This window comes from Solirubrobacter phytolaccae (genome assembly GCF_027587195.1).
Classification (GTDB): Bacteria; Actinomycetota; Thermoleophilia; order Solirubrobacterales; family Solirubrobacteraceae; genus Solirubrobacter; species Solirubrobacter phytolaccae.
In genome coordinates this window covers 58,917-78,696 of sequence record NZ_JAPDDP010000029.1, presented here as the reverse complement: position 1 = coordinate 78,696, position 19,780 = coordinate 58,917, and the positions used below count along the sequence as shown (strand labels likewise).

General features: G+C 72.5%; 16 protein-coding genes. 1 reads left to right on the top strand and 15 read right to left on the bottom strand.

Annotation, left to right across the window (positions count from 1 at the left end):
* Positions 1-460: 460 nt before the first annotated feature.
* The 4 genes from OJ997_RS17105 to OJ997_RS17090 all read right to left on the bottom strand — a co-directional run bounded on the left by OJ997_RS17105 (position 461) and on the right by OJ997_RS17090 (position 5,116).
* Positions 461-1,462 carry a UDP-N-acetylglucosamine--N-acetylmuramyl-(pentapeptide) pyrophosphoryl-undecaprenol N-acetylglucosamine transferase gene (locus tag OJ997_RS17105; protein WP_270026390.1) on the bottom strand — a complete coding sequence of 334 codons (1,002 nt, stop codon included), beginning with the start codon at positions 1,460-1,462 and terminating at the stop codon, positions 461-463.
* Positions 1,422-2,657: a putative lipid II flippase FtsW gene (gene ftsW, locus OJ997_RS17100; protein ID WP_270026389.1), complete on the bottom strand. Its 1,236-nt coding sequence runs from the start codon at positions 2,655-2,657 to the stop codon at positions 1,422-1,424. The genes OJ997_RS17105 and ftsW overlap by 41 nt, the downstream gene beginning before the upstream one ends.
* Before the next feature lie 78 nt (positions 2,658-2,735).
* Positions 2,736-4,505 carry a carboxypeptidase-like regulatory domain-containing protein gene (locus tag OJ997_RS17095; RefSeq protein WP_270026388.1) on the bottom strand — a complete coding sequence of 590 codons (1,770 nt, stop codon included), beginning with the start codon at positions 4,503-4,505 and terminating at the stop codon, positions 2,736-2,738.
* Between the two features lie 158 nt (positions 4,506-4,663).
* Entirely contained in the window at positions 4,664-5,116 is a 453-nt protein-coding gene (locus OJ997_RS17090) for an MGMT family protein (protein ID WP_270026387.1), read from the bottom strand.
* A 229-nt stretch (positions 5,117-5,345) separates the two neighbouring features.
* Here OJ997_RS17090 and OJ997_RS17085 point away from each other — a divergent pair, with 229 nt between their 5' ends.
* Entirely contained in the window at positions 5,346-7,346 is a 2,001-nt protein-coding gene (locus OJ997_RS17085; RefSeq protein ID WP_270026386.1) for a lactonase family protein, read from the top strand.
* A 6-nt stretch (positions 7,347-7,352) separates the two neighbouring features.
* Here OJ997_RS17085 and mraY read toward each other — a convergent pair whose 3' ends face one another.
* The 11 genes from mraY to OJ997_RS17030 all read right to left on the bottom strand — a co-directional run bounded on the left by mraY (position 7,353) and on the right by OJ997_RS17030 (position 19,762).
* Positions 7,353-8,318, bottom strand: a complete 966-nt coding sequence (mraY, locus tag OJ997_RS17080; protein ID WP_270026385.1) for a phospho-N-acetylmuramoyl-pentapeptide-transferase — start codon at positions 8,316-8,318, stop codon at positions 7,353-7,355.
* Positions 8,311-9,624, bottom strand: coding sequence for a UDP-N-acetylmuramoyl-tripeptide--D-alanyl-D-alanine ligase (locus tag OJ997_RS17075; protein WP_270026384.1), 1,314 nt, complete (start codon positions 9,622-9,624; stop codon positions 8,311-8,313). Before OJ997_RS17075 ends, mraY begins: the two co-directional genes overlap by 8 nt.
* The gene (locus OJ997_RS17070; protein WP_270026383.1) at positions 9,621-11,054 is read right to left on the bottom strand and encodes a UDP-N-acetylmuramoyl-L-alanyl-D-glutamate--2,6-diaminopimelate ligase; all 1,434 of its coding nucleotides are present in this window, start codon (positions 11,052-11,054) and stop codon (positions 9,621-9,623) included. The genes OJ997_RS17075 and OJ997_RS17070 overlap by 4 nt, the downstream gene beginning before the upstream one ends.
* Positions 11,051-12,610, bottom strand: a complete 1,560-nt coding sequence (locus OJ997_RS17065) for an acyl-CoA dehydrogenase family protein (protein WP_270026381.1) — start codon at positions 12,608-12,610, stop codon at positions 11,051-11,053. The genes OJ997_RS17070 and OJ997_RS17065 overlap by 4 nt, the downstream gene beginning before the upstream one ends.
* Positions 12,611-12,620: 10 nt before the next feature.
* Positions 12,621-14,279, bottom strand: a complete 1,659-nt coding sequence (locus OJ997_RS17060) for a peptidoglycan D,D-transpeptidase FtsI family protein (protein WP_270026380.1) — start codon at positions 14,277-14,279, stop codon at positions 12,621-12,623.
* A 4-nt stretch (positions 14,280-14,283) separates the two neighbouring features.
* The gene (locus OJ997_RS17055; RefSeq protein ID WP_270026379.1) at positions 14,284-14,955 is read right to left on the bottom strand and encodes an FtsB/FtsL family cell division protein; all 672 of its coding nucleotides are present in this window, start codon (positions 14,953-14,955) and stop codon (positions 14,284-14,286) included.
* 43 nt (positions 14,956-14,998) lie between these two features.
* Positions 14,999-15,949: a 16S rRNA (cytosine(1402)-N(4))-methyltransferase RsmH gene (rsmH, locus tag OJ997_RS17050; protein WP_270026378.1), complete on the bottom strand. Its 951-nt coding sequence runs from the start codon at positions 15,947-15,949 to the stop codon at positions 14,999-15,001.
* Between the two features lies 1 nt (position 15,950).
* Positions 15,951-16,388 carry a division/cell wall cluster transcriptional repressor MraZ gene (gene mraZ, locus OJ997_RS17045; protein WP_270026377.1) on the bottom strand — a complete coding sequence of 146 codons (438 nt, stop codon included), beginning with the start codon at positions 16,386-16,388 and terminating at the stop codon, positions 15,951-15,953.
* A gap of 321 nt (positions 16,389-16,709) precedes the next feature.
* Positions 16,710-17,525 carry a type II secretion system F family protein gene (locus tag OJ997_RS17040; RefSeq protein WP_270026376.1) on the bottom strand — a complete coding sequence of 272 codons (816 nt, stop codon included), beginning with the start codon at positions 17,523-17,525 and terminating at the stop codon, positions 16,710-16,712.
* 136 nt (positions 17,526-17,661) lie between these two features.
* Positions 17,662-18,507: a type II secretion system F family protein gene (locus OJ997_RS37630; protein WP_270026375.1), complete on the bottom strand. Its 846-nt coding sequence runs from the start codon at positions 18,505-18,507 to the stop codon at positions 17,662-17,664.
* Position 18,508: 1 nt separating this feature from the next.
* Entirely contained in the window at positions 18,509-19,762 is a 1,254-nt protein-coding gene (locus OJ997_RS17030) for a TadA family conjugal transfer-associated ATPase (protein ID WP_270026374.1), read from the bottom strand.
* Between the last annotated feature and the right edge of the window lie 18 nt (positions 19,763-19,780).

Genomic DNA, 19,780 nt, shown 5'->3' with positions numbered 1-19,780 from the left:
CCGGGCCTGTCAAGGCGATCGCTGCGCGACGGCTTCGCCGCCCTTCGGGTCGGGCTTGACAGACCCGGCGCCGCTGCGCTGACGTCCCGATGAGCCGGCTGCGCCGGAAAGCGCCCGCGCACACGGGCCAACACGCCATTCCCACGTCATCCGTCACTTTGGGCCCCTACAGGGCCCCAAGTGACGGATCGCTCCCGTCATCCGTCACTTGACCCCCTGTGCGGGGGTCAACTGACGGATCACCCCACGGACGAACGCGCGGCCCGCGCCCGGGCGCAACCCGGCGCAGCCGCTCACCCGCACAAGAGCGCACCGACCGCGACGGGTCAAGAAATTCCTGGAACGACCCCGAGCCCCGAAGCCGCTCGGACATGAATTTCTTGACGCGGCGCCCGACGGTGTGCTCCCCGGACGCGCACGAAGCCCGCCGCGCGCCACCCGAGCTGAACGCCACGCGCAATCAGCGCGCACGAGCCACGCGCAGCACCTCGCGCGCAATCTCACGAGCCGCGTCGGGCTTCGCCAACCCCAGCGACGCCGCCGCCATCTCATCACGCGCCGCGAGCACCGCGTCAGTCTCCTCCCGCATCCGCGCACCCGTGACCTCCGCGTCCGGCAGCACGCGCGCCGCGCCGGCGTCCGCCATCCAGCGGGCGTTGGTGGTCTGGTGGTCGCCGGTGGCGTGCGGGTACGGGATCAGCACGGCCGGGAGGCCGTACTGGGCGAGCTCGAACACGGAGCCGCCGGAGCGGGCCACGGCGACGTCGGCGGCCGCGAGCGCGATGCCGAACGGTGTCAGGTAGTCCAGCAGCACGTAGTGGTCGCCGGGGGCGGTGAGGTTCGGGTAGTCGCGGGTGCCCGCCACGTGGATGACGCGGTACGGGGCGTCCTTGAAGGCCTCGATGGCGGCGTGATTGATCGAGCGGGCGCCGAGCGAGCCGCCGAAGATCAGCACCGCGGTCTCGTCCGGGCCGATGCCGAGCTCGGCACGGGCCTGCGCGCGGTCCGTGTAGGCCTCGGGCACCGGGCGACCGGTGACGTGGAAGCGGGCCGGGTCGTCGTGGCCCTCGAGCGGGAACGCGAGGCAGACCTTGTCGGCGCGCTTGGCGAGCAGGCGGTTCGTCAAGCCGAGGTGCGAGTCGGCCTCGGTGAGCACCAGCGGGATCTTCGCGCGCGTCGCCGCGAGGCCGACCGGGCCGGCGACGTACCCGCCGCCGCCCAGGACGGCGTCCGCCTGGCGGGCCTTGAGGATCTTGCGCGCGGCGCCGAGCGCCCCCACGGCCTTGCCGACGGCGCGCGCCGCCTTCAGCGGGTTCTTGCGGCTGATGCCCTCGACGTTGATCGTGTCCAGCTCGTAGCCGGCCTTCGGGACCAGCTCGGCCTCGGCGCGCTCGCCGCCGACGAAGGTGACCTGCGCGCCCTCAGCTCGCAGCGCGTCGGCGACCGCGATCGCCGGGACCACGTGCCCCGCTGTCCCCCCGGCCGCGATGACGATCCTGGGTGGCACGGTCACGGGCATCCTTCGAGCGTTGCGGGACGGCGTTCAGGGCGTGGGCGTGCCCGCCCGACGCGACGTTCAGCAGCACGCCCATCGAGGCGAGCAACGTGATCAAGCTCGTCGACCCGGACGAGATGAACGGCAGTGGGACGCCGGTCAGCGGTGCGAGACCGAGGATGGCGTAGACGTTGAGCAGGGCTTGGCAAAGGATGAGTGAGGTGATGCCCGCGGCGACGAGCTTGGCGTAGATGCCCTTGGCCTTCTTGGCGGTCTGCAACCCGGCGTACCCGATGAGCCCGTAAAGGCTCAAGAGGCCGACGATGCCCGCCAGGCCGAGCTCTTCCCCGATGATCGTGAGGATGAAGTCCGTGTGGGCCTCAGGAACGTAGTAGATCTTCTGGATGGAGGCCCCGAGGCCGTTGCCGAAGATGCCACCGGAGCCGATCGCGATCAGCCCCTGGACGGTCTGGAAGCCCTCGTCCGTCGCGTGGGCCCACGGGTTCAGGAACGTCATCAAGCGGTCTCGCCGGTACGGCTCGAACGCGGCGAACAGCAGCACGAGCACCGAGCCGGCACCGGCCACGAGCCCGAGCTGGCGCATCGGCAGCCCGGCCACGACGAGCAGCATCGCCATCGTGAAGCAGATCACGAGGCACGTGCCGAGGTCGGGCTGGGCGGCGATCAGCAGCACCGCCGCGCCGCCGACGCCAATCACCGGGCCGGCCACCGTCCTGAGGTTGCGCGCGATCTTGGGCCGTGCGGCCACGACCGTCGCCACGTGCAGCACCAGCGCCAGCTTCATGATCTCGCTCGGCTGGAAGGTCAGCGGCCCGGCGCCGAGCCAGCGCGTCGCGCCGTTGACCCGCACGCCGAAACCCGGGACCTTGACCAGGACGAGCATCACGAACGCCGCGAACAGCAGGATCCGCGTGTAGCGCCGCACGATCTCGAGGTCCATCCGCGAGACCACGTGCATCACCACGAGCCCGAGCGCCCCGTGCATGAGGTACTTGACGAGGTACGACGTCCCGTCGCCCTGTCCCTCGAGCATGGTGCGCGCGCTCGAGGCCGAGTAGACCATCACCGCGCCACCCGCCAGCAGGCAGAAAATGGCAGTGAGCAGCAGACGGTGTTCTAGTGGCTGCTGCGATCGGCCCATCGAGCCGCTGTTCGGTGCCGCGGGCCGGACCCCTGCCGAGAATCGCCGGAAACCCTGAGAGTTGGCCCGCGGCCCTCATCAACGCCGCCTCGCCGCTGCCGACGTGCCCGTCACGAACGGCCATCCGGGTTCGGCCGCGACCCGCACGCGCACCCGCCGCGCCGCCGTACGCGGACGGTGGCTGAAGCGCCCGCCGGTGGGTTGCAGACGGGTGGTCGCGAACGTCCGCCACACCCGCCCGTGCAACGCCTGCAGCTGGACGAGCTTCGAGATCCCGGGCGGCGCGCCGCTGACACGCCCATCGATCCGCCCCGACCGCGCGACCTTGATCGTGATCCTCGGCACGACGTGCACCGTCAGCGACACCGTGCGCCCGCCGTGCGCGAACGTCAGCACGCGCGAGGCGCCCGCGGCCGGCAGGAAGCTGAACCGCCCCGCGGCGTCCGTCACGGCCCGGCCGACGCCGACCGACACGGCCCCCGTCGCGCGCATCCGGCTCGTGACCGTGACGGCCTCGCCGACGAGCGGCCGCCCGTCTGCCCTCGTGAGCGTGCCCGTGACCTTGCGCCGCTCACCCCAGCGGACCGTCACGACGGCACGCCCTGAGCCGAACGCGGCGCTGAGCCGCGACTCGACCGCCACCGGCAGCGGCGGCGGTGCCGGCGCCCCAGCAACGATCACCGGCGCGGGTGACGGCGTCGGCGTCGCGGTTGGGCTCGCCGTCGGTGTCGGTGTCGACGTCGGGCCCGGCGGCCCGGGTAGGCGGGGCGTGGGCTCGGAGAACGCCTCGGCGGAGCCCTCGGCGTTGCTCGCCCGCACCTTGAACCGCAGCCGCAGTCCGGCGTCGGCGAGCGTCGGCGTGTACACCAGCTGGTCGGCGCCGGGGATGTCGGACCAGACCCCGTCCTCGAGCCGCTGCCAGCGGCGCGCGTACACGAGGTTCGTCCCGTTCCAGGCGCCGTCGTCGGCGTACAGCGTCGACGTGCCGAAGACGCGGGGCGCGCTCGTCGAGCTGGGAGGCGGCACGTTGTCGACCACGAACCGCAGCGGGCCGTGGGTCCCACGCCCCGTCAGCGTCGCGTCGGTGACGACGAGCAGCGCCTCGTGCGCACCCTCGGCGAGGCGCGTCGTATCCACCGCCAGCGTGCCGGACGCCCCGAGCGGGCACGGCACCGTCAGCGCGAACGAGCACTCGGCAGCGCGCTCGGCGACGACCGCGCCGTCGACCAGCAGCTGCTCCCGGCGGACCCCACCGCCCTGGTCCTGTGCGCTGTAGCTGACCACCCGAGCGCCGTGAACGCTGCCGGTCGCGAGCAGCGAGCCCGACACCGAGGACACGACCGGCGGCGAGTCGTCGCGCAGGTCGATCGACACGCCGTGGACCTGCAACACGGAGTTGCCGGTGCACGCCAGCCCGCCGCCGCAGTCCAGCTTCGCCGTGAGCGTCGTCTCCCCACGCATCCCGCCCGCGGCCTGCAGCTCCGGCCCGCCCCCGACCACGCCGCCGTAGTTGGGCCGCGAGTCGTAGAACGCCTGGCTCGGACCGGTCTGCGTCGTCACGACGCTGGTCCCGAACGCCTGGTTCGCCGCCAACGTGTACGAGCGCGAGAGCCGAAAGCCGGCGATGTCCGTGTGCGCCGGCGCGGTGAACGTCCACCCCGCGGTGCTCCCCGGACGATTCGAGATCGCCGCGTTCATCGCGCCGCCGGCCGGCCCGCACGAGTTGCCCCAGCCTGAGTACGCCCCCGCGTAGAACGGTGACCACCCGGACGTCGACCCGTTCGTGCACGAGTCGATCGTGTACGTCCCGGCCCGCGCGGCCGCCGGGGCGACCAGAAGCAGCGCCACGAGCACGGTGGCCGTGACGAGCGCAACCGGTCGCAGACGCGCGCGGGCGCGTCGCCGAGCCGGCCGGGGCCGCGTCCGCCCGACGAGCCCCCGGCGTGCGAGCGGCCGCGGTCGGCGAGTCGTGCGTTCCCGGCTCGCCGACGTGATCGCGGTGGTGCTCACGCCGCGGCCTTGACCGCGACCGGCGCCGCCTCGTCCACGCCGGGCTCGTCGAGCGTCGCGTCCGGCCCCACGGGCGCGCCGGCCGCACCCGGCTCAGCGCCGTCGGGCTCCGACCCGTCAGCCGAGCCGCCGGCCGGATCCGGCTCCGGCGGCTGCCACCTCGGCGGGCGGATGCGCCGCGACGGCGTGGCGCGGCCGCCGTCGAACTCGAGGCCCTCGGCCTCGAGCCGGCGACGGACCTCGGCCGGATCGCCGAGGGCGGTCCCGCCGATCGTGCCGTCCGACTTCAGGACGCGGTGAGCGCCCTCGAGCTCCTCACGGATGAAGCGTTGGTTGAGCGTGCGGGCGTGGCGGTCGTGGCCGCCGGCCGACGCGGCGAGGTCTCCGTAGCTGATCCAGTGACCGGGTGGGATGCTGGCGACGGTCTCGCGCAAACGATCGAGGTCCATGTGCGGCTCCTTTCAGTGGGTTGTCCTCGCCAATGAAGGGGCCTGTGACGCCGGCTCGACCGGAGCGCGCGTGAATTGGCACAGATTTGGTGCAGTTTTGTGTCAGAACGCAGGGAACGCGTGTCGCGTCGGGCTTGACGGTCCGGACTTGTCCCGCTTAGCTACAGCGGCCGGACAAGGACACGGAGGCGTTGGGGTGCGGGAGTTGATGGGGCAGGGATGTCGTGCGGTGCTCGCCGCGCTCGTCGTGATGCTCGCTTTCACGACGGTGGCGCAGGCCGACCCGTGGCGGCCCGTCGCGCAGTCGTGCGTGAGCCTGACCGGCACCGGCGGCGCCTGCGCCGTGGGCCGCGCGTCCGACGGCCTGTGGAAGGTCGCGGTCGCGCCCGGAGGTCAGCACGCGTACGGGATTGCCCACGACTCCCAGGCGATCATGGTCTTCGACCGCAACCCGGCGACCGGCGTGCTGACGCAGCGCGGCGCGGGCGGCTGCCTGAGCGACAGCGGCTCGGGGTGCGCGCTCGTGCGTGGTCTCGCGTCGAACAACGGCATCGTCATCAGCCAGGACGGCTTGAACGTGTACGTCGCGGCCGGCGGGACGCTCTCGGTGTACGACCGCAACCCGACGACGGGCGATATCGCGCAGAAGCCAGGTGTCCGCGGCTGCTTCACGCCCGACGGCGCCTATCCCGTCGGCGGCAGCGGCACCGCCGGATCGTGCTCCGTCGGGCGAGGCACAGGCGGCATCTCCAACCTCGTGATCAGCCCGGACGGGCGCCAGATCTACACCGGGCCGAGCATCATCGCCGTCTTCCAGCGCGGCGCCAACGGCGAGCTCAGCCAGCCGGCGGGCGCCGCGGGCTGCATCGCTCTCAGCACCAACACGGAGGGGTGCGCAGTCGGCCTCGGCCTTGGCGGCGGCCGTCAGCTGACGATCACGCCGGACGGCCGTTCGATCTACGGCAGCGGCGGTGCCTCGATCAATGCGATCACGGTCATCGACCGTGACCCGGCGACCGGCCTGCTCGCCCAGAAGCCGGGCGCGGCAGGGTGCTTCGGCGCCGCCGGCGGGTGCACGCCGGACCCGCGGATCGTCTATCCGCTCGCGACGCTCGCGAGCCCGGACAACCGCAACGTCTACGTGTCCGTCGCGGACGGCATCGTCACGCTCGCACGCGCCGGCGACGGCAGCCTCACCTTCCAGGGCTGTGTCTCGGACTCGGGCACGAACGGCTGCAGCGCCGGCCGCAACCTCAACAACCTGTCCTACAGCGCGATCAGCCCGGACGGCCAGACGCTCGTGGCCGGAGCCGAGCCCGCCGGGGTGCCCGGGATCATGATCTTCGACCGCGACGGGAACGGCAACCTCGCACAGCCCGCGGGCGGCGACGGCTGCGTGACGCCGAACGGGGCGGCGAGCATTCGCGGCGCCGCCGTGCCCGGGCAGTGCCTCGTCCATCCCGCCCTCGGGTCCAACGGGCAGATCACGTTCATCGACGACTTCAACTTCGTGGCCGGCTCCTACGCCGCGGACGCCGCCGTGGCGCTCAAGCGCGACCTCTACCCGCAGTGTCAGAACCTCGCGTACTCGATCACCCAGAACGTCGCGGCGCCGCTGCCGTTCGCGTGCGCGGACCGCAACGGCGACCCGATGACCTACTCAATCACGGCCGAGCCGATCGCGGGCGTGCTCGGCGCGATCGACCAGGCGGGCGCACGCGTCTTCTACAACCCCTTCTCGGCCTATCTCGGCGCGGACACGGTCCGCTACCGGGCGACGTCCACCGGCCTGCCGTCCAACGAGGCGACGATGGGCATCAACGTGGTGCCGCCGGTCGTCCCCACGCCGCCGACCGCGCGGCCGCGGACGGTGAACGCGCCCGTGACCTACAACTGGTCCGTCAAGCGCTCCCGGCTCACGCTGCGCCAGCTCGTCGTGCGCCGGCTGCCGGTGGACTCGACCGTCACGCTCACCTGCACCGGCAAGCGCTGCCCGTTCAAGACGCGCACGATCAAGCGCTCGCGCAAGACGACGATGAACGTGCTCAACGCGAAGACGCTCAAGGGCCGCAAGACGTTCCGGGCGGGCCAGACCGTGGACATCCGGATCGCGGCGCCGGGCATGAACACCAAGGTCCTGCGCTTCAAGCTGCGGACCGGCAAGGTGCCCAAGCACCGCACGTACTGCGTGCCGCTGGGCGCCAAGCGGGCCCAGAGCACGTGTGCCTGAGGCGCGCTAGCTGATCGACTGCTGGTAGAGCGTGAAGCCGATCGCGGCGCATACCGCGGCGACGATCCAGAAGCGCAGGATGATCTTGGTCTCCGACCAGGCCTGCAGCTCGAAGTGATGGTGGATCGGCGCCATCAGGAACACGCGCTTGCGGAAGGTCTGGAAGGCGAAGACCTGGATCATCACCGACAGCGCCTCGATCACGAAGATGCCGCCGAGGATGATCAGCAGCACCTCGGTCTTGGTCATCACGGCCATCGCGGCGATCCCGCCACCGAGGCCGAGTGAGCCGGTGTCGCCCATGAAGATCGACGCCGGGAACGAGTTGAACCAGAGGAACCCGACGCACGCGCCGACCAGGCAGCCGGCGATCAGCGACAGCCCGAGCTGGCCGGTCGTGAACGTGATCGCGATGTAGGCGAGCAGCACGATCGAGGCGCAGCCCGCGGCGAGCCCGTCCAGGCCGTCGGTCAGGTTCACCGCGTTGGTGGTGCCGGCGACGACCAGGTAGATGAAGAACGGGTACAGGTAGCCGAGGTCGATCGTCGCGTCGACGACGCGCAGGCTCAGCGTGTCCGGCAGGTCCGCGAGCCGTGTGGCCACGAGCCAGAGCCCGATCGAGATCAGGATCAGCACCACGAGCTTCGTCCGCCCGCGGAGGCCGAGCGAGCGCTTCTTGGCGAGCTTCGTGTAGTCGTCGGCGAAGCCCAGCAGCGCGCACGCGACCGCTGCGCCGAAGACGCCGATCGCCCGCCAGTCCAGGTCGGTCAGCAGCAGGAACGGCACCGCGATCGCGGTGAAGATGATGATCCCGCCCATGGTCGGCGTGCCGGCCTTGGCGTGGTGCCCCTGCGGCCCCTCCTCGCGGATGCTCTGCCCGAACTCACGCGCGCGCAGGAACGAGATGAACTTCGGCGACAGGAAGATGCAGATCAGCAGCGAGGCCGTGCCCGCGATCAGGACTTCACCCATGGGCAAGCGCCTCCGCGACGGTCTCCAGGCCGATGCCGCGTGAGGCCTTCACGAGCACGATGTCCCCCGCGTGCACGAGGCCCGCGGTGAGCGAAGCCGCCTCGGCGGCGTCCGCGGCGAGGTGGATCTCGCCCGGAAAGGTCTCCGGCATCGCGGTCGTCGACAGCGGACCGACCGCCACCAGCACGTCAACGCCGGTGGACGCGGCGTGCGCGCCGATCTCCCGGTGGGCCGCCAGCTCCTCCGCCCCCAACTCCAGCATGTCCCCGAGAACGGCCACGCGCCGCCCCGAAGGCGCCTGCGTGGCGAGATCGTCGAGCGCGGCGCGCATGGACAGCGGGTTGGCGTTGTAGCAGTCGTTGATCACGACGACCCCGCTCGCGAGCTCCACGTGCTCACCGCGCAGCGCGCCGAACTCCACGTCCACCGGGCCGCCCGGCTCGACGCCGATCGCCTGCGCGGCGGCCACCGCGGCCAGCAGGTTCACGAGCTGGTGACGAGCCCGGAACGGCACCTCGAGCTCCACGACCAGCTCGCGCGCGTTGATGCGCACCTTCGGCGGATCGAAGTCGTCGAGGAAGACGTCCGTGCCGAACCGGATCACGTCCAGGCCCTCGTGCAGGTAGGGGTCGAGCAGCGGGACGTCGGCGGGGATCACGGCCACGGGCACGTGAGCGAGCAGCTCGGCCTTGGCCCGCGCGACGCCTTCGAGGCTGCCGACGAGCTCGATGTGCACGGGGCCGACATTCGTGATGACGCCGACGTCGGGCTCGGCGATCCGCGCCAGCTCGTCGATCTGCCCGAACCCGCGCATGCCCATCTCGAGCACGAGCACCTCGGTGCCCTCCGGCGCGGCCAAAACCGCCAGAGGCAGGCCGATCTCCGTGTTGAAGTTCGCCGGGTTGGCCGCGACGCGCCGGTGCGGCGCGATCAGCGCGGCGATCAGCTGCTTCGTCGACGTCTTGCCGACCGAGCCGGTGACTCCGATCACGGCCGCGTCGAGCTCACGGCGCCAGGCCGTGGCAAGCGTCTGCAGCGCGAGCAGCGGGTCCTCGGAGACGATCACGGCACCGCCGCTGAGCCCGGAAGCGTGCGGTGGGTCGACGAGCACGCCCCACGCGCCGGCCTCCAGCGCCTGCGCCGCGAACCGGCCGCCGTCCACCCGCTCGCCGGGCAGGCCGACGAACAGGTCGCCCGGCTCGATCGCGCGCGTGTCGATCACCGCGCGGGTCGGGCCGCCCTCGCCGGGCGCGATCAGCTGGGCGCCGGCGGCGGCCGCGATGCGTGCGGAATCCCAGGAGATCATGAGGCCGGCACCTTCGCCGCGATCGCCTCACGCGCGACCAGCGAGTCGTCGAACGGCTCCTTGCGGCCGTTCTCGAACTCCTGGCCCTGCTCGTGGCCCTTGCCCGCGATCACGACCACGTCGCCGGGCTGGGCCAGCTCGATCGCGTGGAAGATCATGGCGCGGCGGTCCGCGTCGCGCTCCACAGATGCGTGTGGCGCGTCCGGGATGCCGGCGACGATCTCGTCGATGATCGCTTCGGGAGCCTCGGACCGCGGGTTGTCGGACGTGATCAGCGCCACGTCGGCCAACCGCGCCGCGATCTCACCCATGATCGGCCGCTTGCCGCGGTCCCGGTCTCCCCCGGCGCCGACCACGACGATCAAGCGCCCCGAAGCCATCTCGCGCGCAGCGAGCAGGACCTGCTCGAGCGCGTCGGGCTTGTGCGCGTAGTCGACGACGACGCCGAACGGCTGCCCCGCCTCGACGGGTTGGAAGCGCCCCGGCGCGGTAGCCGCGTGCGCGAGCGACTCCGTGATCGTCGCCGGCGAAGCGCCGAGCGCCCGCGCGGCCGCCCAGGCCCCGAGGGCGTTCAAGACGTTGAAGCGGCCAGGAATCGGCACGCGCGCGGGGAAGTCGCCGTCGGGCGTGACCGCGACGAAGTCACAGCCCGTGGCGTCGGTCTGCACGGCCACGGCGCGGTAGTCGGCCTCGGCCTCGATCGCGAACGTCACGCAGTCGAACTCCTCGATCAGCCGCCGTCCGTAGGCGTCGTCGGCATTGACGATCTTCGTGCGGGTGAGCGGCGATGCGAACAGCAGCCGCTTGGCCTGGAAGTAGGCCTCCATCGTGGGATGGAAGTCCAGGTGGTCCTGCGTGAGGTTGGTGAAGACCGCGGCCGCGACGTGGATCGCGTCGGCGCGCTTGAGCTCGAGCGCGTGCGAGGAGATCTCCATCGCGCACGCCTGATCGCCCGCGTCGAGCATGTCGCGGAACGTGCTCTGCAGGTCGATCGCCTCGGGCGTCGTGCGCACCACAGCGCGCTCCTCGCCACCCACGACCGACTTGACGGTCCCGAGCAGGCCGGTGCTGAGCCCCGCGCCCTCGAGCAGCGCGCGGGTGAGGAAGGCGCTCGTGGTCTTGCCGTTGGTGCCGGTGATGCCGACCACCTGCAGCTCGGCCGTCGGGTCGCCGTAGAAGCGGGCGGCGACCTGAGCCATCGCGGCCCGGACGTCCTCGACCTGGAACTCGGGCACGCCGAGACCCAACGGGCGCTGGACGACCAACGCCACAGCCCCACGGGCCACCGCGTCGGGAGCGAAGTCATGACCGTCGCGCGTGAACCCCGGCACGCAGAAGAACAGCGTGCCCGGACCCACGAGCCGGTTGTCGAACGTCAGGCCCGTAACGACCACGTCGGGGCCGTCCCCGAGCAACTCGCGGAGCGTCATGCGCCGGGCAGTCTATGAGGGGACACGGTCGGCAACGCTCGCTCGACGATGGCCGCGCCGTCGATGCCCGACGGCAGCGTCCCGAACACCCGGCCGCCGGCGCCGAGTCGCGCCGCGCAGAACGCGTCGCTAACGAAGGCCGGGGCGTGGCGGACGAGCAGCGAAGCCTGGAACGCCAGCGCCAGCTCCTCGACGGCCCGCCGGGCGGTCCACGGCTCCAGCTCCAGGCGGGGCAGCGCGTCCAGGTGCTCGTCGAGCACGGCGTTGCCGCCCCTGGCGCGTTCGCACTCGGCGATGAACCCCGCGAGGCCGTCCGGCTCCCGCGCCAGCGCTCGCAGCACGTCGAGCGCGATCACGTTGCCGGAGCCCTCCCAGATGCCGTTCAGCGGCGCGTCGCGCAGCAGCCGCGGCATCGGGGACTCCTCGACGTAGCCGTTGCCGCCCAGGCACTCCAGCGCCTCCGCGGCGTGCGGCGTCGCGCGCTTGCACACCCAGTACTTGGCGATCGCGGTCGCGAAGCGCCGGAACGCGGTGTCACCCTCGTCATACGCGCGGGCGAGGCGGAGCGCGGTGGCCGTCGCGGCCTCGGACTCGAGCGCCAGGTCCGCCAGCACGTTGATCATCGCGGGCTGATCGACCAGCCGGGCGCCGAAGGCCGACCGGTGCTGGGCGTGCCAGACCGCTTCGGCCACACCCCGCCGCATCGACGCGGTCGAGCCGATCACGCAGTCCAGGCGCGTGTGCGTGACCATCTCGATGATCGTCGCCACGCCGCGGCCCTCTTCCCCCAGCAGCCGGGCGGCGGCGCCGTGGAACTCGACTTCGGAGGACGGCAGCGAGCGCGTTCCCAGCTTGTCCTTCAGGCGCTGGAACTCCATCCCCGCGCCGCGCTCGACCACGAAGCACGACAGGCCGGCCGGGGCCTGCGCGAGCACGAGGAAGATCGTGCACGGCGGATACGAGCAGAACCACTTGTGGCCGTGCAGCTCGAACCAGCCGTCGCCGACCGGCTCGGCGCGCGTGATGTTCGCGCGCACGTCCGAGCCGCCCTGCTTCTCCGTCATGGCCATGCCGGAGAGCGCGCCGGCGATCAGGCGCGGCTCCCACTCGGCGGCGATCGCCGGATCCACCCGCAGCGCCGGCACCGCCGAGTAGGTCATCGAGATCGGGCACATCACGCCGGCGTTGGCCTGCGTCCACATCAGCTCCAGCCCGGCGCGGGCGGCGTGCGCACCCGGCCGGGGATCGGCCCACGGCAGCGCGTGGATCTGCCGCGCGACCGCACCGTCGAGCAGCCAGTGCCAGGACGGGTCCAGCTCGACCTGGTCGATCCGCTCCCCGAACCGGTCGTGGGTCAGCAGCCGCGGCTCGTTGCGCTCGGCGCGGCGACCGTGCGCCTGGCCCTCGGCGGACAACGCCACCACGCCCGCCTCGCGCACCCGCTCGACGGCCCACGCCGCTCCCTCGCGCTCCAGGGCCTCACCGAGGGCGGGATCGAGCGCGAGCGGGTCGACGTCTTCGAACGGAACGGACTGGTTCGACACAGCGACGGCCATGTCGTCAAGCCTATTCCGGCGCGATCTGCTTGTAGGAGAGCGCGAGGTTCATGATCTGCTTCCACGCGGGAGCCGCGACCTGACCGCCGTAGATGTCGCCCTCGGGCTCGTCCACGATCACCGCGGCCAGCAGCTTCGGGTTCTTCGCGGGCGCGAAGCCGACGAACGACGCGACGTAGAACTCCTTGGAGTACTCGCCGTTGATCGCCTTCTCGGCGGTGCCCGTCTTGCCCGCGGTCGTGTAGCCCTCGATGTGCGCGCCAGACGCCGTGCCGCCCGCGCCCGTCACGCCCTCGAGCATCTTGCGCACGGACGCGGCCGTCGCCTCGCTCAGGATCCGCTTGCCCGCTGGCTTCTTGGTCGCCTTGCCGCCGACCTTGTCGACGATGTGCGGCGAACGCAGGACCCCGCCGTTGGCGATCGCGGCGTACGCGGCCATCATCTGCATGGGCGTCACCGAGAGGCCCTGGCCGATCGGCAGGTTGCCCATGCTCGCGCCCGAGTAGTTCTCGAGCTTGGGCACGAGGCCGATCTGCTCGCCGGGCAGGTCGACGCCCGTCGCCTTGCCGAAGCCGAAGCGGTGGATCCACCGGTCGAACGGCTTGGAGCCGCCGAGCGCCTTCGCGATCTTCACGGCGCCGATGTTGGACGAGTACTTGAGGATCTGGCTCGTGGTCATCGACCCCAGCCCGAGGTCCTCGGCGTCCTTGAGCTCGCGGTCGGCGTACATGTAGATCGACTCGATGGGGAAGCTCGTCTCGGGCGTGACCTTGCCGTCCTCGAGCGCGGCGGCGACGGTGAAGGCCTTGAACGTCGAGCCCGGCTCGTAGTTCGTGGCCACGGCGCGGTTGATGTTCACCTCTTCGGGGGCCTTGTCCGGCTCGTTCGCGTTCACGCGCGGCCAGTTCGCGACCGCCAGCAGCGAGCCGTCGTTCGGGTCCATGACGATCGCGGTCGCGCCCTTGGGCTTCCACTTCTCGCCGACCTCGGCCAGCACCTCCTCGGCCTGGTCCTGGAGGTTGGCGTCGAGCGTCAGCCGCACGTCCTTGCCGGGCTTGACCGGCTTGGTGTTGCGGATCTCGAGCGGCTCGCCCATCGCGTCCTTGACCAGCCGGCGCTCACCGTCGGTGCCGTGCAGCTGCTTGTTGAACGTGTACTCGAGCCCGCGGAGGCCGTCGCCGTCCGTGCCGACGGTCCCGAGCAGCTGCGAGGCCATCCAGTCGCGCGGGTACTCGCGCCGGTACCGCGGGATGAACTCCAGGCCCGGGATCGCGAGCTTCTTGACCTTCTCGGCCTTGTCGGCGGGGACGCCGCGGCCGAGGTAGACGAAGCCGGTGTCGCGCCGCGCGAGCGACTTGAGCAGCTTGACCTCGTCGACGTCGATGATCGGGGCGACCTCGGACGCGACCTTGCGCGCGTCCGTCACGAGATGCGGGGTCGCGGCGATGTCCATCGCCGGCTCCGAGACGCCCAGGTCGATCCCGTGGGTGTCCTCGATCGACCCGCGCTGCGCGGGGATCGGGAGGTTCGCCACCTGCTGGACGGACGCCGCGCGCTGGAGCGAGCCGGCCTTGACCACGCCGAGCCACGCCGCCTTGGTCGCGCCGATGGCGAGCAGGGCGAGGAAGACGGCGAAGATGAAGCCGATGCGCCGCTCGATGACCTGCACGCGCCTACCCCTCGGTCGCGAGCGCCGGGTCCGTCACTGCGGGTGTCGGCGTCGCCATCGGGGTGGCGCCCGGAGTCGGGAGCGCGTCGGGGGTGTTCGTCGTCGGGGCGACCGGCGTGGCGGTCGGGGTCACCGGCGCCGTGTCCGCGACCTGTGTCTGCGGCGTCTGCGTCGGGTCCGTGGCGCCCGGCACGTTCTCCGCGGCGCCCTCGACGGGCGTCTTGCCGTTGTTGTCCATGACCGCCAGGGCCGCGGGGCTCGGTGCGGTCATGCGCTTGGCGCCGCGCTTGGCGTCCTTCTCCACGCCACGCGAGTTCAGGAAGCGGTTGTTGCCCGCGTCCGGGTCGATCATGCCGAAGTCGATCGCCTGGTTGCGGATCAGCTCGGCCGAGCTGAGCTCGGTGATCTGCTTCTGCAGCAGCGCGTTCTGGTGCTCGAGCGTCTCGGCGGCGCGGAACCCGTTCGAGATGCCGGTGTTGAGCTTGAGCAGCGACACCTGCATGGCGACGATGCCGCCGAGCATGATCCCGATCAGCCAGATGCACGCGCGCGAGCGCAGCAGCCGGTCGACGAGCTTGTAGTCGGGCAGGCGCGCGATCCGCTCGAAGGCGGACGTGCGGCCACGGCCGCCGACCGTCGCGCCGGCGGGGAGCGGGCGGCGTACGGGACCGGACATGCGCCGCGGGCCGATCGGCGCGGTGCGGGAGCGGGTGAACGAGTTAGGCAAGACGCACCTCGGAGAGCTTGCGAGCGGCCCTGAGGCGAGCCGACTTCGAACGGGGATTGGCCGCGACCTCGCCCGGCGTGGCGACGACCGAACGACGGTGCACGAGTTCCGCCTCCGGCGTGTTGCCGCAGACGCAGATGGGGAGGTCGGGCGGGCAGATGCAGCCGCGGGCCTTGTCGACCAGGAAGTGCTTGACGCGGCGATCTTCGAGCGAGTGGAAGGAGAGCGCGGCGAGGCGCCCACCGATCTTCAGCACTTCCCAGGCGCGCGGAAGGGCGTCTTCGAGCTGCTGGAGCTCGCCGTTGACGACGATCCGGATCGCCTGGAACGTGCGCTTGGCGGGGTGGCCGCCGGCAAAGCGCGCGGGAGCGGGCACGGCGGCGGTGATGGCTTCGTTGAGCTCGAAGGTGGTGGTGAGCTCCTGGCGGGCGCGGCGACGGACGATCTCGCCCGCGATCCGGTCGGCGTAGCGCTCCTCGCCGTAGTCCTTGAGCGCGCGCGCGAGGCGTCGGCGCTCCCAGGTGTTCACGACCTCCTTGGCGGTGAGCTCCTGGGAGGGGTCCATCCGCATGTCCAGCGGCGCGTCGTAGGCATAGGCGAACCCGCGCTCGCGCGTGTCGATCTGCATCGAGCTGACGCCCAGGTCCATGTAGACCATGTCCACGCGGACGCCCTCGTCGATGAGCTGCTCGAGCCCGGTCGCGAAGTCGGCGCGGATGAAGCGGGTCTCGCACGGGACCTCGGCGCTCAGCGCGCGGAAGGTCGGCTCGGCCGTGGGGTCGCGGTCGATGGCGATGAGGGTCCCGTCCGGGCCGAGGCGCTCGGCGACGAGGCGTGCGTGACCGCCCGCACCGAGGGTGCAGTCGATCGCGGTCTGGCCGGGGCGCGGGTCAAGCGCCTCGATCAGCTCGCCGGCTAGGACCGGAACGTGCGTCTGAGGCATGTCAAGAAGTGTGGCCAAGGGACTCGGTGAGCTCAGGCGCTCGCTGGGTGAGGTCGGTGTCGTAGTCCGCCCAAGCCGAGCGGTCCCAGATCTCGAGGCAGTCGCCGACGCCGGTGATGACGACCTCGCGGCCGATCCCCGCGTGCTCCAGGAAGCGCGGCGTCAGCATCACGCGACCGGCGGAGTCCAGCTCCGCCTCCAAGGCGGTGCCGTAGATCAGACGACGCGTCTCGCGTGCCTGCGCGGACAGCGGATTCGTGAATCCGGCGAGGGCTTGGTCCGCCATCGCCGTATAGGTCTCCGCGGGATACAGGCTGATGACGTTCTCGATCGCCCGCGAGAGGAACAGCCCCTTGCTCAAGTCGGCCCTGAACTTCGACGGAATCGTGAGCCGATTCTTCGTGTCGAGGTTGTGTTCGAAGGTGCCGGTGAAGGCCAAGGCGCATGGTGAGTCGTCGCGAAGCGGGAGGAAGCAGGTCAGTCGATCCCGGGTGGCGGAGTGGGAGGAGCCCCGCCACCCGGGAACGGCTTCGCTGATTCAAAGTACCCCACTTCGCCCCACTCTGCAACACGGAACCCGCACAGCGTCCCACTTTTCGTGGTTGATGCCAAAAAAGCCCGCACTTTGCAGGGATTTCAAGATGCCGTGCAAAACGGCCAAAGCTGCAGCGGTCGCTGCAAGGCTTGCGTTTGCACGCGGATTTGCGCTTTGGGGGGCGTTGTGGGGCCCTCCGTGGGGCGGAGTGGGAGGAATCGGGAGCTACGCGCCGATGGCGGGCGCCATCGCCGCCGCGATCAACAGCAGGACGGCCGGAACCAGCAGCAGCGCGACCACGAGCTGGATCTTCGGCGCGGCTTTGGCGGCTTGTTCGGCGCGCTGCGCGGCGCGTCGGGACCGCGCTTCGGCGGCCTGAGCGTGGAGTGTGGGCTGAAGTGGGGTGCCGTGGCGCTCGGCCCGGCGGAGCGCGGCGACGAACGGTGGGACGGTGTGGGACGGGCACCGCGCCTCGAAGTGGGACAGCGCGTGGTCGACGGGCTCGCCGAGGTTCGCGCGCGCGGTCAGGCGCGTGAGCTCCCTCGCCAGCAGTCCGGGATGCCGGCGGCCGACCTCCTGCAGCGCCCGACGAGGAGCCAGGCCGGCGGCGATCGCGACCCGCAGCAGGTCCAGCACGTCCGGGAGCTCGGCTTCGATCTGCTTGCCGCGGGCCTGCGCGCGACGTCGCAGGCCGAGCTCGGGCGTGAGGTAGCCGGCGAGCGGCGCGAGGACGAGGATCGCCGGCCCGAGCCGTCCGGGCGCGGCGGTCGCGAGCGGCAGCGCGAGCAGGCCGGCGAGGATCGCGAGCCCGGCTTGGAGCGCGACGACCTCGCTCAGGCCGCGCTCGAGCCCGGCGGCGGCGATCCGCCTCGCGAGGCCCGATGACGCGCGCATCCCCACGCGGGCGCCGAGCGTGGCGATCGCGCGGAGGAGCGCACCGCGCCGTCGCCGCGGTTTGGGCACGCGGGTCGCGACGAGCTCGGCGACGCCCGCAGCGGCGAGCGCGCCCGCGGCGCCGGCGAGGAGCGTGGCGAGGCTCACGACCGCGCCACCGCGTGCGCGGCGGGCCCGGCTCGCCCGTCCCCTGTCGCCCCACCGCGCCCCTCCGCACCGGCGGCCCTTTCCCCGGGCGCGCGCGCCGGGCCTCCCCCGCGCGCGCCACGGCGTCCCACCGTGGTCATCGGGTCACGCTCCGGGTCAGGCGGGACACGGCCAGAAGGGCGACGAGCTGCAGGACGAGGCCGAAGCCCGTCAGGAAGGCGGAGACCGGGTTCGCGATCAGGCCGGCGAGCAGGCCCGGCCGCGCGAGCTCGCCGAGGACGGCGGCGCCGATCGGCAGGACGAGCACGATCCGCGCGGTGAACCGGGCCTGGGCGGTGGCGGCGATCGCGTCCCGTTCCTGGCGGGCCGAGGTCTCGACGGCGGCGGCCAGGTCGCGCAGCAGCGCCGGGAGGTCGCCGCCCGCCTCGCGCTGGAGCAGGACGCCGGCGACGATCGCGTCCCACGCGGGCGCGCTCGCGCGACGGCGTAGGCGTTCGAGCACGGCTTCGGTCGGCGCGCCGAGGTCGAGCGCCCGGGCCGCGGCCGCGAGCTCGTGACCGGCCGCGCCCGGGATGCCGGCGGCCACGACGCCGAACGCGCCGCGCACCGAGTGCCCCGCGGCGAGTGCATCCGCCAGCGCGCGGGCGACGGCGGGCGCGGCCTGCGCGAGCGCGGCACGGAACCGTCGCCGGCGCGCGGTGACCAGCGCGGCCGCGATCGCCGGTCCCGCGACACCCGCGAGCACCCCCAGGGCGAGCCCGCCGAGCAGCCATCCCGCCGCCGCGAGCGCGACCGCCGCCAGCACGCCGAGCCGGCGGCGCTCCTGAGAGGTCGGGCTCGCGCCCTCGGTGCCGGCCCGGACGAGCGGCGCGAGCGCGTGCGCGACCGTCCCGACGACCCGCGTCCGCTCGACCGCGGCGAGCAGCTCCCACACACCGACGACGGCGGTGACCGCGGCGAGAAACGCGAGGGCGACCGCCACGTCACGCCGCCCCGGGCGAGGGCGGTCCGTCCGCCGTGGCGAGCGCACCCGGCCGCGCCGCCGGGTCGCCCGACCCGTCCCGCGGGCCACCCGCGATCTCGAGCCGCGCGGCGAGCTCGTCCGTCAGCGCCGCTCGCCAGCGCGGGGCACCGTCCCGCCACGCGTAGAGCTCACGCGCCGCCGGGCCCGCCGCGACGCGCACGACCTCGGCGACAGAGACGATCCGGCGCGTGCCGTCGGCGGTGCGGGCCTGGCAGACGACGAGGTCGAAGGCGTCGGCGATCTGCTCGCGGATCGCGGCGTGCGGCAGGCCGACGTCGGACATGAGGGCGAGGACCTCGATGCGGCGGAGCGCTTCGGTCGGCGAGCCCGCGTGCACGGTGCTCAAGGAGCCGTCGTGGCCGGTGGACAAGGCCGTGAGCAGATCCAAGGCCTCGGGACCACGGACCTCGCCGACGATGATCCGGTCCGGCCGCATCCGTAGCGCGTTCCTCACCAGACGCCGGATCGTGACCTCGCCGCGGCCCTCCAGGTTGGGCGGACGTGCCTCGAGCCGGACCACGTGCGGCTGGCGGAGCCGCAGCTCGGCGGCGTCCTCGATCGTCACCACGCGCTCGGCCTCGCCGACGAAGCTCGACAGGACGTTCAGCGTGGTCGTCTTGCCGGACCCGGTGCCGCCGCACACCAACACGCTCGCGCGCGCCCGCACAGCGCGCGCGAGGAAGTCGAGCAGCGGCCGGCCGAGCGTGCCGTTCTCCACCAAGTCGTCCGGCGTCAGCCCGTGCCTCCGAAAGCGGCGGATCGTCAAGGCCGGACCGTCCAGCGCGAGCGGCGGCAGCACCACGTTCACGCGCGACCCGTCCGGCAAGCGGGCGTCGCACAACGGCTCCGCCTCGTCCGCGCGCCGGCCCAGCGGCGCCAGGATGCGCTCGATCGCGTCGCGCAGGTCGCTCTCGCGCTCGAACCGCACGCCCGTGCTCTCGAGCCGGCCACGCCGCTCCACCCACACGGGCGCGACCCCGCTCACCATGATCTCGTCGACGGCGGGGTCGGCCAGCAGCGGCTCGAGCGGCCCGAGCCCGAAGGCGCGTTGGGCGATCCGCGCCGCGAGCTCGCCGCGCCGCTCCTCGCTGAGCACGCCCGCCTCGCGATCGACCAGCGAACGGATGCGCCCCGGCAGGTCCTCCTCCCCCGCGCCGGCGCCCGCGAGCAGCCGTTCGCGCAGGTCTCCGGCGAGTGCTTCGAGTGGGTCCATGCCCTCTCTAGGCCCGGC